The organism is Pseudomonas sp. MWU16-30317, from assembly GCF_020515695.1.
GTDB lineage: Bacteria > Pseudomonadota > Gammaproteobacteria > Pseudomonadales > Pseudomonadaceae > Aquipseudomonas.
In genome coordinates this window covers 147,472-162,139 of sequence record NZ_JAIWJA010000002.1, presented here as the reverse complement: position 1 = coordinate 162,139, position 14,668 = coordinate 147,472, and the positions used below count along the sequence as shown (strand labels likewise).

11 protein-coding genes are annotated in these 14,668 nt (G+C 61.7%); 8 read left to right on the top strand and 3 right to left on the bottom strand.

Going from position 1 to position 14,668, the window contains the following annotated elements:
* Positions 1-11 precede the first annotated feature (11 nt).
* From algG to LIX93_RS05460, 8 genes are all read left to right on the top strand, one after another.
* Complete coding sequence (gene algG / locus LIX93_RS05495) at positions 12-1,652, top strand: mannuronan 5-epimerase AlgG (RefSeq protein WP_226503005.1); 1,641 nt, start codon at positions 12-14, stop codon at positions 1,650-1,652.
* 9 nt (positions 1,653-1,661) lie between these two features.
* On the top strand, positions 1,662-3,116 hold the full coding sequence (locus tag LIX93_RS05490; RefSeq protein ID WP_226503004.1) for an alginate O-acetyltransferase: 1,455 nt from the start codon (positions 1,662-1,664) through the stop codon (positions 3,114-3,116).
* Positions 3,117-3,123: 7 nt separating this feature from the next.
* The gene (locus tag LIX93_RS05485) at positions 3,124-4,293 is read left to right on the top strand and encodes a mannuronate-specific alginate lyase (protein WP_226503003.1); all 1,170 of its coding nucleotides are present in this window, start codon (positions 3,124-3,126) and stop codon (positions 4,291-4,293) included.
* Between the two features lie 179 nt (positions 4,294-4,472).
* Positions 4,473-6,035 carry an MBOAT family protein gene (locus tag LIX93_RS05480; protein ID WP_226503002.1) on the top strand — a complete coding sequence of 521 codons (1,563 nt, stop codon included), beginning with the start codon at positions 4,473-4,475 and terminating at the stop codon, positions 6,033-6,035.
* A gap of 13 nt (positions 6,036-6,048) precedes the next feature.
* A complete protein-coding gene (locus LIX93_RS05475; protein ID WP_226503001.1) occupies positions 6,049-7,215 on the top strand; it encodes an alginate O-acetyltransferase in 1,167 nt (388 codons plus the stop codon).
* Positions 7,216-7,261: 46 nt separating this feature from the next.
* Positions 7,262-7,936: an alginate O-acetyltransferase AlgF gene (locus tag LIX93_RS05470; RefSeq protein WP_226503000.1), complete on the top strand. Its 675-nt coding sequence runs from the start codon at positions 7,262-7,264 to the stop codon at positions 7,934-7,936.
* A 115-nt stretch (positions 7,937-8,051) separates the two neighbouring features.
* Positions 8,052-9,503, top strand: a complete 1,452-nt coding sequence (locus tag LIX93_RS05465; protein WP_226502999.1) for a mannose-1-phosphate guanylyltransferase/mannose-6-phosphate isomerase — start codon at positions 8,052-8,054, stop codon at positions 9,501-9,503.
* Positions 9,504-10,078: 575 nt separating this feature from the next.
* Positions 10,079-10,903 (top strand): SDR family oxidoreductase, encoded by an 825-nt coding sequence (locus tag LIX93_RS05460; protein ID WP_226502998.1) that lies wholly within the window; start codon positions 10,079-10,081, stop codon positions 10,901-10,903.
* 533 nt (positions 10,904-11,436) lie between these two features.
* Here the strand turns inward: LIX93_RS05460 and LIX93_RS05455 are convergent.
* The 3 genes from LIX93_RS05455 to LIX93_RS05445 are packed head-to-tail and all read right to left on the bottom strand — an operon-like array spanning position 11,437 to position 14,660.
* Positions 11,437-12,288: an HlyD family secretion protein gene (locus LIX93_RS05455; RefSeq protein WP_226502997.1), complete on the bottom strand. Its 852-nt coding sequence runs from the start codon at positions 12,286-12,288 to the stop codon at positions 11,437-11,439.
* Positions 12,289-12,298: 10 nt separating this feature from the next.
* Positions 12,299-12,499 (bottom strand): DUF1656 domain-containing protein, encoded by a 201-nt coding sequence (locus LIX93_RS05450; RefSeq protein ID WP_226502996.1) that lies wholly within the window; start codon positions 12,497-12,499, stop codon positions 12,299-12,301.
* Entirely contained in the window at positions 12,489-14,660 is a 2,172-nt protein-coding gene (locus tag LIX93_RS05445) for an FUSC family protein (protein WP_226502995.1), read from the bottom strand. Before LIX93_RS05445 ends, LIX93_RS05450 begins: the two co-directional genes overlap by 11 nt.
* Between the last annotated feature and the right edge of the window lie 8 nt (positions 14,661-14,668).

Sequence of the window (14,668 nt, the reverse complement as noted above, 5' to 3'; positions counted from 1 at the left end):
GAGTGCATGCAATGAATCATTCAAGCCTCAGCAGCCGTTGGCCTTGGCGCGAGTCGTTGCTGACCGGCGCCTTGCTGCTGGCCAGCAGCGTCGCCCTGGCCAACAGCCCGGCGCCGGTGCCCAAGCCTGGCGCCAACTCGGCGGACACCGCACAGGCAGCTGGCAAGCCCGGCGTGGTCAAGGAGCTGCACCAGGCCAAGACCTACACCGTGTCGTCGGCGCCCACCGCGCCGCTCGACATGGCCGCGCCCAAGCTGCCGGACCTCACTGGCTACACCGCCGAGGCCGCCGACGCCAAGGTCGCGCCGCTGCGCAAAGGCCCCCACGCCAAAGTCAGCATCCGGCGCATGATGCAGGAAACCGTGCTCAAGGAATTCATCGGCGGCAACAACAAGATGGCCGAGTGGGTCGCGCGTCAGCACGGCATCCCTCAGGCGATCTTCATCGACAACGGCTACCTGAACCTCAAAGACCTGACCAAGACCGTCCCCAAGCAGTATTTCAGCGAGACTTCGCCAGGCGTTTATCTGGCGCGGCTGCCGATCATCGTCGGCAACAAGGCGGTCCTGGAAATCGACAAGCAGACCCAGGAACTGCGCCTCTCGCAAGAGGGCGGCGCGTTCATCATCAACGACGGCAAGCTGTTCACCAGCAACACCAAGGTGACCGGCTGGCGTGAAAAGGACAACGGCCCGGCAACCTTCCGCGCGCCCAAGGAATTTCGCCCGTTCTTGCTGTCCTGGGGTGGCACCGAGACCTATATCGTCAACACCACCATGGCCAGCTTTGGCTACAACCAGAGCAAGTCGTACGGTGTGAGCATTTCCCAGTACACGCCCAACATGAAAGCGCAGATGGGCCGCAGCGAGCCGACCGGCTGGATCATCGGTTCGAGTTTCAGCGACATGTGGTACGGCTTCTACTGCTATGAAACCCAAGACTTCGTGGTCAAGAGCAACACCTACAAAGACAACATCATCTACGGCATCGACCCCCACGACCGTTCCGAGCGTTTGATCATTGCCGACAACGATGTTTCCGGCAGTCACAAAAAGCACGGAATCATCGTTTCGCGGGAGGTGAACGACAGTTTCATCATCAACAACCGCACCCACGACAACACCCTCTCGGGCATCGTCCTGGACCGCAACAGCGTCGGCAATCTGGTGGCCTACAACGAGGTCTACAACAACCACTCCGACGGCATCACTCTCTACGAGAGCGGTGACAACCTGCTGTGGGGCAACAAAGTGATCCGCAATCAGCGCCACGGTATCCGCGTGCGCAACAGCACCAACATCCGCCTGTACGAGAACATCTCGATGGCCAACGGCCTGACCGGCGTGTATGGGCACATCAAGGACCTCAGCGATACCGACCGCGACATCGCCCTCGACCCGTTCGATGCGCAAGTCTCGTTGATCCTGGTAGGCGGCGAACTGACCGCCAACGGCACCGGCCCACTGGCGATCGACTCGCCCCTGAGCCTGGAGCTGTATCGCGTGTCGATGCTGGCGCCGAGCAAATCGAGCGGTATCAGCTTCAACGGCATCCTGGGTGACAAACAGGCCGAGATCCTCGACATGCTGGTGCGCCAGAAGAAAGCTGTGTTGATCGACCCTGTCGAACGCCAGACCGAAATGCAGGACTGAGGAAAACAAATGCGAACGCCATCTTTCATATCGCTCAAGCTGCTCAGCCTTTCGGCCCTGACCGCTGGCCTTATGGCCGCCACCGGCGGGACCCAGGCTGCGCCCGCGACACCGGCACCGGTATTCACCGCCGAGCCGTGCTGCAATGTTTGCCCTGAGGCCCATGATGCCTCCAAGTACGTGACCCGCTATCAGCGCAACTTCACCACCCTGTTCCAGGGCGAAGGCGATTGGCTGTTCCGTACCGTCGAAGACCTGCGCACCGAATTCGACACCTCGCCGGAAGGCTATCGCCGCCTCAAGGAATTGCACGACGCCTTCAAGAGCAAGGGCGTAGAACTGGTGATCGTCTATCAACCGACCCGCGGGCTGGTGGATCGCAACAAGATGTTCCCGGCCGATCGCGACAAGTTCGACTACGACACGGCGCTGAAGAACTACAAGGGCATGCTCGGTCGCTTCGCCTCCATGGGCTACACCGTGCCGGACCTGTCGCCGTTGACCAACGAGCAACAGGCCCACGACTTCTACTTCCGCGGTGATCAGCACTGGACCCCTTACGGCGCCCAGCGCACCGCCAAGATCGTGGCCGAGAGCATCAAGAAGATCCCGGCCTTCGCGTCGATTCCCAAGAAGGAATTCGAGACCCGTATATCGGGTCGCATGGGCAAGACCGGAACATTGCACAATATGGCCGGTCAATTGTGCGGCTCCAGCTATGCGATCCAGTACATGGACCAGTTCTCCACCGAGCCCAAAGGGTCTGCAGCCGATGGCGATCTGTTCGGTGATTCCGGCAACCCCGAGATCACCCTGGTAGGGACCAGCCACAGCGGCAAGAACTACAACTTCGCCGGCTTCCTGGAGCAGGACACCGGTGCCGATGTGCTCAACGTGGCCTTCCCCGGCGGTGGCCTGGAAGGCTCGATGCTGCAGTACCTGGGCAGTGAAGATTTCCAGAAACGGCCGCCGAAGATTCTGGTCTGGGAATTCTCGCCGCTGTATCGCCTGGATCAGGAAACCATCTATCGCCAGATGATGGCCTTGCTGGACAACGGTTGTGAGGGCAAGCCGACGCAGATGAGCGAAAGCATCACGCTCAAGCCCGGCAAGAACGAACTGCTGGTCAACGGTCGCAACGGCATCATCGATGTCCACAACGGTGCCCACCAGATCGACATCAAATTTGCCGACACTTCGGTGAAAACCCTGAAGGCCACCCTCTGGTACCTCAATGGTCGCCACGAGGAACTGAAGATCGAAAAACCGACAACATCCGATACCGACGGGCGTTTTGCCTTCGAGATGCGTGATGACCAGGACTGGCCGCAGCAGAACATGCTGGCCCTGGAAATCCAGGGGCCGGAAGAAGCCGGCGCCGCACCGCAGAAGGTCGAAGCGAAAGTATGCAAACGCAACGTGTTCCCCGGCGTGAAAACGCAACAGGCTCAGGCCGGGCTATGAGGTTCCTATGCAAACTTTGAAAACAGCAACACGCCAATGGCTCGCACCCTCACTGCTGACACTGGCCTTGTTCGGCCCGGCAGTGGCCGCGCAGGCCGCTGATCTGGTACCGCCCAAGGGCTACCTCAGCGGCATCGAGAAACCCAAGGTCAAGCCGGGCAATTTCAGCTGCGATTCGCCGCCCAAGCCTTACACCGAAAGCTTGCAGTTCCGCAGCAAGTACGAAGGTTCGGGCAAGGATCGTTCAACGTTCAATGCCGATTCCGACGCCGCATTTCGCGATGCGACCAAGGACATCACCAACATGGAGCGTGGCACCAGCAAGGTGGTCATGGCCTATATGCGTGATGGCCGGCCGGAGCAGCTGGACTGCGCCCTGAGCTGGCTCGACACCTGGGCCAACGCCAACGCGCTGATGTCCACCGACTTCAACCACACCGGCAAGTCGATGCGCAAATGGGCACTGGGCAGCATGTCCTCGGCCTACCTGCAACTGAAGTTCGCCGACACCCACCCACTGGCAGGCAAGGACGCGCAAACCAAACCGATCGAAGCCTGGTTTGGGCGGCTGGCCGATCAGGTCGTCAGCGATTGGGACAACCTGCCGTTGGACAAGAACAACAACCACACCTATTGGGCCGCTTGGTCGGTGATGTCGACCTCGATCGTGCTCAACCGTCGCGACCTGTTCGACTGGTCGGTCAAGGAATTCAAAGAGGGTGCCAGTCAGGTCGACGCTCAGGGCTTCCTGCCCAACGAGCTGAAGCGCAAGCAACGCGCCCTGGCGTATCACGCCTACGCGGTCGCGCCGCTGACCATGATCGCCGTCTTCGCTCAGGCCAATGGCGTGGATCTGCGCCCGGAAAACAACGGCGCCCTGCAGCGCCTGGGCAACGTGATCCTCAATGGTGTCAAGGACCCCAACGAGTTCCAGTCCAAGAACGGCGAGAGCCCGGACATGACCGAGATCAAGGTGCAGAGCAAATGGGCCTGGCTTGAACCCTACTGCTCGCTGTACGCCTGCGCCCCGGACACCATCGAACGCCGTCACGTCGGCCAGCCCTACAAGACCTTCCGTCTGGGCGGCGATTTGACTCGCGTGTTCGATCCGGCGGATGACAAGGGCGGCAAAGGCGGCGCCGAAGACAGCGGTGGCTCGGGCGACGCTGGCTCCTGATACCGCAAACGCATTCCCTGTGGGAGCGGGCTCTGCCCGCGAATTCGCGAGCAAGACTCGCGCCCACAGGAGCGCAGTAGAACAAGAATTTTCATGGACCCTCCTGCGGGGGGGTTGGGGGGGGGCGCGGCCTGTGACTGCTGCCCCTGACTGCAAGTCGCAACAAAGGAGAGATCGGGATGGTGTTCTCATCCAACGTGTTCCTGTTCCTGTTTCTACCGGTCTTCCTGGGCCTGTACTACTTGAGCGGCAACCGCTACCGAAACCTGCTGCTGCTGGTCGCCAGCTACGTGTTCTACGCCTGGTGGCGGGTGGACTTCCTGGCCCTGTTCGCAGGGGTCACGCTGTGGAACTACTGGATCGGCCTGCGCGTAGGGGCTGCCGGGGTACGGACCAAGTCCGCCCAGCGCTATCTGCTGATGGGCGTGGCCGTCGACCTGTGCATCCTTGGCTACTTCAAGTACGCCAACTTCGGCGTCGAGAGCATCAACGCAATCATGCATTCGTTCGGCCTGGAGCCGTTCATCCTGACTCATGTGCTGTTGCCGATCGGTATCTCGTTCTACATCTTCGAGTCGATCAGCTACATCATCGACGTGTACCGCGGTGACACCCCGGCCACGCGCAACCTCATCGATTTTGCCGCCTTCGTGGCGATCTTCCCGCACTTGATCGCCGGCCCCGTGCTGCGCTTCAAGGACCTGGCCGATCAGTTCAACAACCGCACGCACACCCTGGACAAATTCTCCGAGGGCGCGACGCGGTTCATGCAGGGCTTTATCAAGAAGGTATTCATCGCCGACACCATCGCGGTGATCGCCGACCACTCCTTCGCCCTCACCCACCCGACCACCGGCGACGCCTGGCTGGGTGCGCTGGCCTACACCGCGCAGTTGTACTTCGACTTCTCCGGCTACAGCGACATGGCCATCGGTCTGGGCCTGATGATGGGCTTCCGGTTCATGGAGAACTTCAAGCAGCCGTACATCAGCCAGTCGATCACCGAGTTCTGGCGGCGTTGGCACATCAGCCTGTCGACCTGGCTGCGCGACTATCTGTACATCACGCTGGGCGGTAACCGTGGCGGCACGTTCGCGACCTACCGCAACCTGATCCTGACCATGCTGCTGGGCGGTCTGTGGCACGGCGCCAACATCACTTACATCGTCTGGGGTGCCTGGCACGGTGTGTGGCTGGCAATCGAGCGGGCACTGGGTATCAACACCACGCCGCGGGCGCTGAATCCGATCCGCTGGGCCTTCACCTTTTTGCTGGTGATCATGGGCTGGGTGATCTTCCGCTCCGAGAACCTGCACGTGGCCGGCCGCATGTACGGCGCCATGTTCAGCTTTGGCGACTGGAAGCTGTCCGAGCTCAACGCGGCGAGCCTGACCGGCTTGCAGGTTGCCACCTTGGTGGTCGCCTATATCACGCTGGCGTTTTTCGGCCTGCGCGATCTGTACCGCAAGCCACTGCAGGTCAAGTCGCCCAAGGCGCAAGCCACCGACAGCGACGTGGCCAACGGCCCGGCGACTGCCCAGCCAGGCTTGTTGCGCGCCACACCGGGCGATCAGCCGGCGCAGGTCGCCGCCTATGCGCACGGCCATGACGTACAGGCCTCGGCCTGGGTCGCCGACTGGCCGCGCTATGTGATGCGCGCTTTGATTCTGCTGATGTTCGCAGCCTCGATCCTCAAACTTTCGGCGCAGAGCTTCTCGCCGTTCCTTTACTTCCAGTTCTGAGGGAGGCCGAATCATGACCCGTTCATTACGCATCCTCTACATCGCCTTGTTTCTGGGGCTGCTGCTGGCCTTGGGGATCTGGTCCCTGACGGCGTTCGGCAATTTCAACCGTACCGAGCAGATGACCCTGCTCAACGGTAAATGGGCCAAGGCCGTCGAGACTCACTACGACGACGAGTTCCCGATCAAGCGCCTGGGCACCAATATCTGGGCGGCGCTGGATTTCAAAGTGTTCAACGAAGGCCGCCCAGGCGTGATCCTCGGCAAGGACCAGTGGCTGTACACCGACGAAGAGTTCGATCCAGTAGCCAACAGTGAACAGATCGAGGCCGAGAACTTCGCGCTGATCCGTGGTGTGCGCGACCAGCTCAAGCAGCACGGTGTGCAACTGGTGATGGCGATCGTGCCGGCCAAGGCGCGTCTGTACCCCGAGCACATTGGCGCGCAGACGCCTGCCAGCCTGCACGCGGACCTCTACCAGCAGTTCCATGCCCAGGCGCAACAGGCCGGCATCGTAGCTCCTGATCTGCTGGCGCCGTTGCAGCAGGCCAAGCAGCAGGGTCAGGTGTTTCTGCGTACCGATACGCACTGGACGCCCATGGGCGCCGAGGTAGTGGCGCAGAACCTGAGCAAGACCATCGCCGCGCAGATGCCGCTCAATGGCACGCCGCAGCAGTATCAGACCGCCGCCGTGAAAACCGAGCCCTACAAGGGCGACCTGACCACGTTCCTGCCGCTCGATCCGCTGTTCAGCAATTTGCTGCCAAAGCCGGATGATCTGCAACAACGTGCAACAACTGTGGTCAATAGTTCGGCTGATTCGAGCAGCGATGCCGGTGATGCAGCGCTGTTCGCCAACAACGATATTCCGGTGGCGCTGGTCGGTACCAGCTACAGCGCCAATCCACACTGGAACTTCCTGGGCGCATTGCAGCAGTCGCTGAAAAGTGACGTTGTCAATTACGCAGAAGACGGCCACGGGCCGATCCTGCCGATGCTCAAGTACCTGCAAACCGATGCTTTCAAGAACAGTCCGCCACAGGTGTTGATCTGGGAATTCCCTGAACGCTATCTGCCGATGAAGAACGATCTGAGCGAGTTCGATCCCAAATGGGTCGCCAACTTGAAGAAGAGCTCGGACACCAACAACCAGAACCTGGCCGTGGGCCAATCCAATTGAGCTGCACCGCGGCCCACATTCGAATTTATTGCAAGAGGAATGACGCATGACTAACGCTACTGCCGCCACCCGTACCCCGGCTGTCAAACGTATCGCCAAGGCCTGCGCCCTGGTCGCAGGCATGAGCCTGCTGTCGGTCCAGGCCTTCGCTGCCGGTGACTCGGCTCTGTATGGCCCTACCGCGCCGAAGGGCTCGACCTTCGTGCGGGTCTACAACGCTGGCAACCAACCGGTCGCCGCGAGCGTCGGCAATACCAGCCTCAATGAAATCCCCGTGCAGGGCAGCAGCGCTTTCAGCTTCATGCCGCAGGGCGACTACAGCGCCAAGATCGGCAGCGCTACCTTGCCGGTGAAGCTGGCTTCGGACCAGTACTACACCATCGTCAACAACGGCAGTGGCCAGCCTGTACTGGTGGATGAGCCTCCGTTCAAGAACAAGCAGAAATCCCTGGTGCGCGTGCAGAACCTTACCGACGCGCCTCTGACCCTGAAAACCGCCGACGGTAAAACCGACGTGGTCCCTTCCGTGGCACCCAAGGCCCACGGCGATCGTGAAATCAACCCGGTGAAAGTCACTCTGGCGCTGTATCAGGGCGACAAGAAGGTTTCGGACCTCAAGCCGGTTGCCCTGGAACGCGGCGAAGCGGCCGTGCTGTACGTCACCGGTAGCGGCAGCAGCCTGTCGCCGGTGTGGGTCAAGCCGCCAGTGGCGAGCAAGTAAGCCTTTAGCGTGATGAGTATTGCGTCGACTGGCCAGGTGGCCGGTCGACCGGGAACAACAACAAGACAGAAACGGCAACAACAGTCAGCCCATACGAATATCTAGGAGAAACAACATGATTCCGGTGATCTTGTCAGGTGGTAGCGGCTCACGTCTTTGGCCGCTTTCGCGCAAGCAATTCCCTAAACAGTTTCTGGCCCTGACCGGCGAACACACGCTGTTCCAGCAAACCCTGGAACGACTGGTGTTCGACGGCATGGACAAGCCGATCGTGGTCTGCAACAAGGACCACCGCTTTATCGTCAACGAGCAGTTGGCCAAGCTCAAGCTCGAGACCCAGGGCATCCTGATGGAGCCCTTCGGCCGCAACACCGCACCGGCCGTAGCCCTGACCGCCATGAAGCTGGTCAACGAAGGCCGCGACGACCTGATGCTGGTGCTGCCCGCCGACCACGTCATCGAAGACCAGAAAGCCCTGCAGCGCGCCCTGGCCCTGGCCACTGTGGCCGCCGAGCGTGGCGAGATGGTGCTGTTCGGTGTGCCGGCCACGCGCCCGGAAACCGGTTACGGTTACATCAAGTCGACCAACGATGCGCTGTTGCCTGAGGGCGTCAGCCGCGTCGCGCATTTCGTCGAAAAACCCGACGAAAAACGCGCTACCGAGTTTGTCGAAGCCGGCGGTTACTTCTGGAACAGCGGCATGTTCCTGTTCCGCGCCAGTCGTTTCCTCGAAGAACTGAAAAAGCACGATTCGGACATCTACGACAACTGCATGCTCACTCTGGAGCGCAGCAAGCATGAAGGCGACAACGTCGAGATCGACGATGCCACCTTCGCGTTGTGCCCGGACAATTCCATCGACTACTCGGTGATGGAAAAAACCCAGCGCGCCTGTGTGGTACCGCTGTCGGCCGGTTGGAGCGACGTCGGTTGCTGGGCTTCGCTGTGGGAAGTCAACGCCAAGGACGACAACGGTAACGTCAGCAAGGGTGACGTGGTCATCCAGGATAGCCGCAATTGCATGATCCATGGCAACGGCAAGCTGGTGTCGGTGATCGGCCTGGACAACATCGTCGTGGTCGAAACCAAGGACGCGATGATGATTGCTCACAAGGACAAGGTCCAGGGCGTCAAGCAGATGGTCGCGACTCTCAACGAACAGGGCCGCAGCGAAACCCAGAACCACTGCGAAGTGTACCGCCCATGGGGCTCGTACGATTCGGTGGACATGGGCGGCCGCTTCCAGGTCAAGCATATTTCGGTCAAGCCAGGCGCTTGCCTGTCGCTGCAGATGCACCACCACCGTGCCGAGCACTGGATCGTGGTGTCGGGCACGGCAGAAGTGACCTGCGACGAAAACGTGTTCCTGCTGTGTGAAAACCAGTCGACCTATATCCCGATCGCGTCGGTGCACCGTCTGCGCAACCCGGGCAAGATCCCGCTGGAAATCATCGAGGTTCAGTCTGGCAGCTACCTGGGTGAAGACGATATCGAGCGTTTCGAAGACATCTACGGCCGGTCGACCCCGATCGACCGCGGCGTGTCGGTGAAAACCATCGCTCAATAAGCGTCACGGCTGGAACAGGCCCCCGATCCGCTCGCTGCGTACCCTATCCGCAGCGAGGGGATCGGGGGCTTTTTTGTGCGGCAACGGCAACGGCAACGGCAACGGCAACGGCAACGGCAACGGCAACGGCAACGGCAACGGCGAAAGATTGTTGGCGGTGGGTTTGAGATTTGTGTACTGGCCCTGCTTGGTCCGGGCCTGTGCGGCTCGCCCTGCCCATTGGCCCTTCGCCTAGGCTCAGGGTACCCGCGCGCAGACGCCTGAAGAGAGGGCACGCGCCTATAGCCAAACGCTTACACGCCGTGGTGGTGTTTGGCTCTATGGCGCAACGTGGTGACGCAGTAATCTAAACCCATCGACAGCAACGCAGGCAGCGCTGCTGGATCAAGGATGATCGACCATGGCCCGGAGGGCTGCCACAGGATGTGGAATGGTCTTCGGAAACCCGCTTCGGCGGGTTTTTTATTGCCTGGGATTTGCGGGGTTGATTTGCTTAGGGATGTTCGCACGCACGTCGGTTTTAATCGTCTGGGGTAAGATCTCCCTCCTTCGTTATCTGCCCAAAGGCTTTACCCATGCCCATCGCCCTCATCACCGGTTGCTCCAGCGGCATCGGCCACGCCTTGGCCCATGCCTTCAAGAACGCTGGCTATGACGTCTGGGCGACGGCGCGCAAGGTCGAGGATGTTGCGCGGTTACACGCCGAGGGCTTCTTCGCGCTGGAACTGGACGTCACTGATGCAGCCGCCTTGGCAGCATTGGCTGAACGCCTGGCGCAAGACGGCAGCGGTATCGATGTACTGATCAACAATGCGGGCTATGGCGCTATCGGGCCGCTGCTTGATGGCGGTGCCGAGACGATCCGGCGGCAATTCGAGACCAATGTGTTTGCGGTGGTGGAGGTGACACGCGCACTGCTGCCCGCGCTGCGGATTCGCCAGGGGTTGGTGGTGAATATCGGCAGCGTTTCCGGGCTGTTCGTGACGCCGTTTGCTGGGGTTTACTGCGCGTCGAAAGCGGCCGTGCATGCCATCAATGAAGGCATGCGCATGGAGCTCAAGCCACTGGGCGTGCGAGTGATGGAGGTGCAGCCGGGCGCGATCGATACGCGCTTTGCCGATAACGCAGGGGCGCAGGCGGAACTGCTGATCGCACCCACCTCACCTTGGTGGCCGTGGCGTGAAGGCATTCGAGCACGCTCGCGCGCGTCGCAGGATCGGCCGACACCGGTATCAGAGGTCACCCGCAAAGTAATCGAAGCAGCTCAACGCGCTACCCCACCAGCCTTGGTGCGAGTCGGCAACGGCTGCGGGGCATTACCACTGCTAGCGGCGTTAGTGCCAACCGCATGGCTGGACCGAGTGTTGATGAAGAGATTTGGTTTGAACCAGAAACATTGATGCTGAATCGGATGGCCCTTTCGCGGGCAAGCCTTGCTCCCACAGGTGTCCGACTCCGGAACGGCTGGCACTGTGGGAGCGGGCTCGCTTGATCGGCGGCGAAAAGGCCAAGCGCTTCACCGCAAACTCCACAGATACCCACCCACGCGCCCCAATCTCCGAGTTCTGCTTTCGGGCCGGCCTTGGGGTCGCGGCCCCCTTCCAGCAGGCCGCGTGGAGGTGCGCTTGCGCAGGGATAGCCGGCATGGATGCCGGCTAAGCCCCGTTGGGCCATGGAAGGCCCATCGGGGCGTGCCCTGCGCAAGCGTGCCGGAGCGCGGGCATCCTGAGCCTAGGCGAAGGGCCAATGGCGGGGCCCGCGACCCCAAGGCCGGCCCGAAAGCAGAACTACCCCAATCTCAGCAGCCCCGCAACCGCCCCAAAAAGCCTCCCGGCCTAGCCCAGTGTTCAATAGCAGACGCCACCGATATAGCCCCCAACCACGCCCCCCAAGCAGCAGAAATACGGCAGGCAGGCAGCCGCGCGCACCTCCGTTACTCCTTGACGATCACCGTACACGTCGTGCCGGCAGACAACAGCATCCCCTGCGGCACCTCATCGATATGAATCCGCACCGGCACCCGCTGCGCCAGCCGTACCCAGTTGAACGTCGGGTTCACGTCCGCCACCAGATCCCGGCTCTGCGGGTTGTCCCGGTCATAGATCCCGCGCGAGATACTCTCAACGTGCCCCTTGAGCAACTCGCCGCTCATCATCTGCATATCCGCCTGATCACCCACGCGGATGTGCGGCAGCTTGGTCTCTTCGAAGAAGCCGTAAACCCAGAACGAATTCTTGTCGACCACTGCCATCTTCGCGTCACCCGTGCGCGCGTAATCACCGACATGCACGTTGAGGTTGGTGACGTAACCATCCACCGTCGCCAGCACTTGAGTGCGCTTGAGGTTCAATTGCGCCGCATCGAGCTGCGCCTGGGCCTGTTGATAGTCGGCCTCGGCCGAGCTGGCGATGTTGCTGGCGTCCTCGCGGTTTTCCTTGGAGATCACCAAGGCATCCAGGTCGGCGCGGCGGTTGGCGTTGACCTTGCGCATTTCCCAAGTGGCCTTGCGCGATGCCACCAACGACTGCGCCTGCTTGATCGCGATCTGGTAATGCTCCGGGTCGATCTGCATCAGCACATCGCCCTTTTTCACCAGTTGGTTGTCCTTGACCGGCACCGCCACCACGTAGCCGCTGACATCCGCCGCGACGTTGATGATGTCGGCGCGCACCCGACCATCGCGGGTCCAGGGGGTGTCCATGTAATTCACCCACAGCGCGCGGCCGATGAACACGGCGACGGCCAGGACGATCAAGGTGCCGATCAGGCTGAAAAGCTTTTTCATCAGTCAGGTCTCAACGGTAAACAGTGAGCGCCATGGCGCCAAAAATGCAGACGAACAGGCACAGCCGCAGCAGCGCCGGATGCCAGAAAAACCGATAGACATCCAGGCCGCTGAGGAACCGATCCAGTGCCCAGGTGACTCCGGCGGCCAGCAGGAACATCAAGGTCATGGTCGGCATGTACACGCCGTGGAAGGCAATTTCACGAGGCATGGGGCAGTCCTGCGGGTGCATCGCTGGGGGCCAGCGCGGCCAGGGGCGAATGGGGGTCGAGCAAAGAGGTGCGGATGAAATGCAGGTAACTGGCCACGCGCCGCAATACGGACGTCTCGAAATGCGGCCCGAAGGGTTCGTCGGCGTTCTGCACGGCCTCGATGGCTTGATCCACCGCGTACAGGCTGCGCTCCAGATTGGCCTGGCTGGGCTGAATGAACAGGCGGATCAACGAACGGCCCATGACCCGGATCGCCTGGCGCCACGGCTGCGACTCGGCGTAGGACGGGTGCACCGGCATTTGCGCCTGCTCGCGGCGCAGGTCGATGATCGCCCGGCCGACTTCCAGTACCACCAGCGCCCAGCGCAGCAAATCGCGCTGCACCTGGGGCTGCCCGGCGGCCAGGCCATACGCCTGATGCACCAGATCGCGGGTACGGCTTTCAAATGACGTGCCCAGGTTGCGCAGCTTGCCGCTGATGGCGAACACCACCTGGCGGCGCACATCCTGCTCCATGCGCCGCCACAGCCAGCGCGCGTTGGGCGGCAGGATGATCGCCCCCGCCGCAGCGCAGATCAGCATGCCGAGGACCATGCCGATGTAGTCGTTGATGAAGCTGTAGGGGTTGTAGATCGTCAGGTTGTCCGGCACCGAGCCGATCGAAAAGAAGATCAGCAAACCGACGCCATAGCCAACGTACTGCGGGCGCGAAGCCAGGAAGGCGCCGAACATGAACACCGGCGTGAGCACCACGCACAACAGCGCGAAGCCGTCGATCCAGGGCAGTACGAAGAAGGTTTCGGCGAAGCCCACCACCGCCCCCAGCAACGTGCCGCAGGCCATCTGGAACGAGAACCGCTTGGGGTTTGGCGTCGCGGCCGACAGGCCCACCGTGGCCGCCGCGACGATGGTCATGATTGCGCCACTGGGCCACGCCGTGAGCAACCAGTAACTGCCCAGGAGCATCACCACCGTAGCGCCGCGAATCCCCGACGCCGCTGAGGCCAGCCAATTGGTCTGCGGCATGAAGGGCTCATCCCAACGCTCGCGGACGTGGTTGTGGTCGGCCAGCGAAGCATGCGTCTGCGCGTAATTCTGCAGATCGTCGACCAGGCGGAACAGCAACTCGCTGGCGGTATGAAAATCCAGCAGACGGGTGGCGCTGGGGTCGAGCTCGAGGAATTGCGCGCGCAGGTTGCGCACCTGCGTCGGCAGCTCGCGCTGGTAATCCGCCAAGGCGTGCACCAGCCGCGCCGCGTCTTCGAGCGTCAGCCCGCGCCCGGCATAGCGATCGAGAATATCGGCCAGCCCCAGCAGCGCCGGGTTCAGCGCGGCGATCACTTGCGGCCCCTGCACGCGACGGCGCTCGAGCAACTGGTGCAGGGCGTTGAAGCGCGTCGTCACGGCCATGAACTCACTGTTCAAGCGGCTCACACGACCACTGCGCCGGCGCATGTGCGGGTCCTCGAACGCGGTGATGCCGCGCAGGCTCTCAAGCCCTACGGCTTCGGCGATGAAGCGCACGTTATTGCTCTCGAACAGCTCGCGCTGGCTATTACCGCGCAACGCCTGCGTGGCGAACCCGGCGAAGGCACCAAACCGCTGGTACAGGGCGTTGTTCATCGCCGCACTGGCCGACTGCGGCAGCACCGCAGCGCTGACGAAGGTCGAGACGATCAGCCCGAGGGAGATTTCCAGCACCCGCCACATGGCCGCCAGGAAGGCCCCGTCGGGATGCGCCAGCGCCGGCAGGCCGACAAAGGCCGCGGTGTAGCCCGCCAGCACGAAGCCATAGCCGCGAAAGTTGCGATGGCGCATTGCGCCCATCGAGCAAATGCCGATCCACAGTGCGAGGCAGGGCAAAAACAGTTCGGAGTTCTGCGGGAACAGCGCGATCAGCAGCACCGACACCGCCGAGCCGGCCAAGGTGCCGAGGAAGCGGTAGAAACTCTTGGCGAACACGTGGCCGCTTTGAATCTGCATGACGATGAACACCGTGATCATCGCCGTGCGCGGCTGCGGCAACTCCAGGCGCATGGCCAGCCACAGGGTGATGAACGCCGCCAGCAACACCTTGAAGATGTACGCCCAGGTCACGCCGTCACTGCGCACCCAATCGAACGCTGTGCGCCGCCAAGGCAGGGCCATCAATGCTTTCATGGCCGCGA

Bases quoted from the DNA above. Each gene is read 5' to 3' on its own strand.
- algG (WP_226503005.1), top strand. From the start codon at position 12: ATGAATCATTCAAGCCTCAGCAGCCGTTGGCCTTGGCGCGAGTCGTTG.
- LIX93_RS05490 (WP_226503004.1), top strand. From the start codon at position 1,662: ATGCGAACGCCATCTTTCATATCGCTCAAGCTGCTCAGCCTTTCGGCC.
- LIX93_RS05485 (WP_226503003.1), top strand. From the start codon at position 3,124: ATGCAAACTTTGAAAACAGCAACACGCCAATGGCTCGCACCCTCACTG.
- LIX93_RS05480 (WP_226503002.1), top strand. From the start codon at position 4,473: ATGGTGTTCTCATCCAACGTGTTCCTGTTCCTGTTTCTACCGGTCTTC.
- LIX93_RS05475 (WP_226503001.1), top strand. From the start codon at position 6,049: ATGACCCGTTCATTACGCATCCTCTACATCGCCTTGTTTCTGGGGCTG.
- LIX93_RS05470 (WP_226503000.1), top strand. From the start codon at position 7,262: ATGACTAACGCTACTGCCGCCACCCGTACCCCGGCTGTCAAACGTATC.
- LIX93_RS05465 (WP_226502999.1), top strand. From the start codon at position 8,052: ATGATTCCGGTGATCTTGTCAGGTGGTAGCGGCTCACGTCTTTGGCCG.
- LIX93_RS05460 (WP_226502998.1), top strand. From the start codon at position 10,079: ATGCCCATCGCCCTCATCACCGGTTGCTCCAGCGGCATCGGCCACGCC.
- LIX93_RS05455 (WP_226502997.1), bottom strand. From the start codon at position 12,288: ATGAAAAAGCTTTTCAGCCTGATCGGCACCTTGATCGTCCTGGCCGTC.
- LIX93_RS05450 (WP_226502996.1), bottom strand. From the start codon at position 12,499: ATGCCTCGTGAAATTGCCTTCCACGGCGTGTACATGCCGACCATGACC.
- LIX93_RS05445 (WP_226502995.1), bottom strand. From the start codon at position 14,660: ATGAAAGCATTGATGGCCCTGCCTTGGCGGCGCACAGCGTTCGATTGG.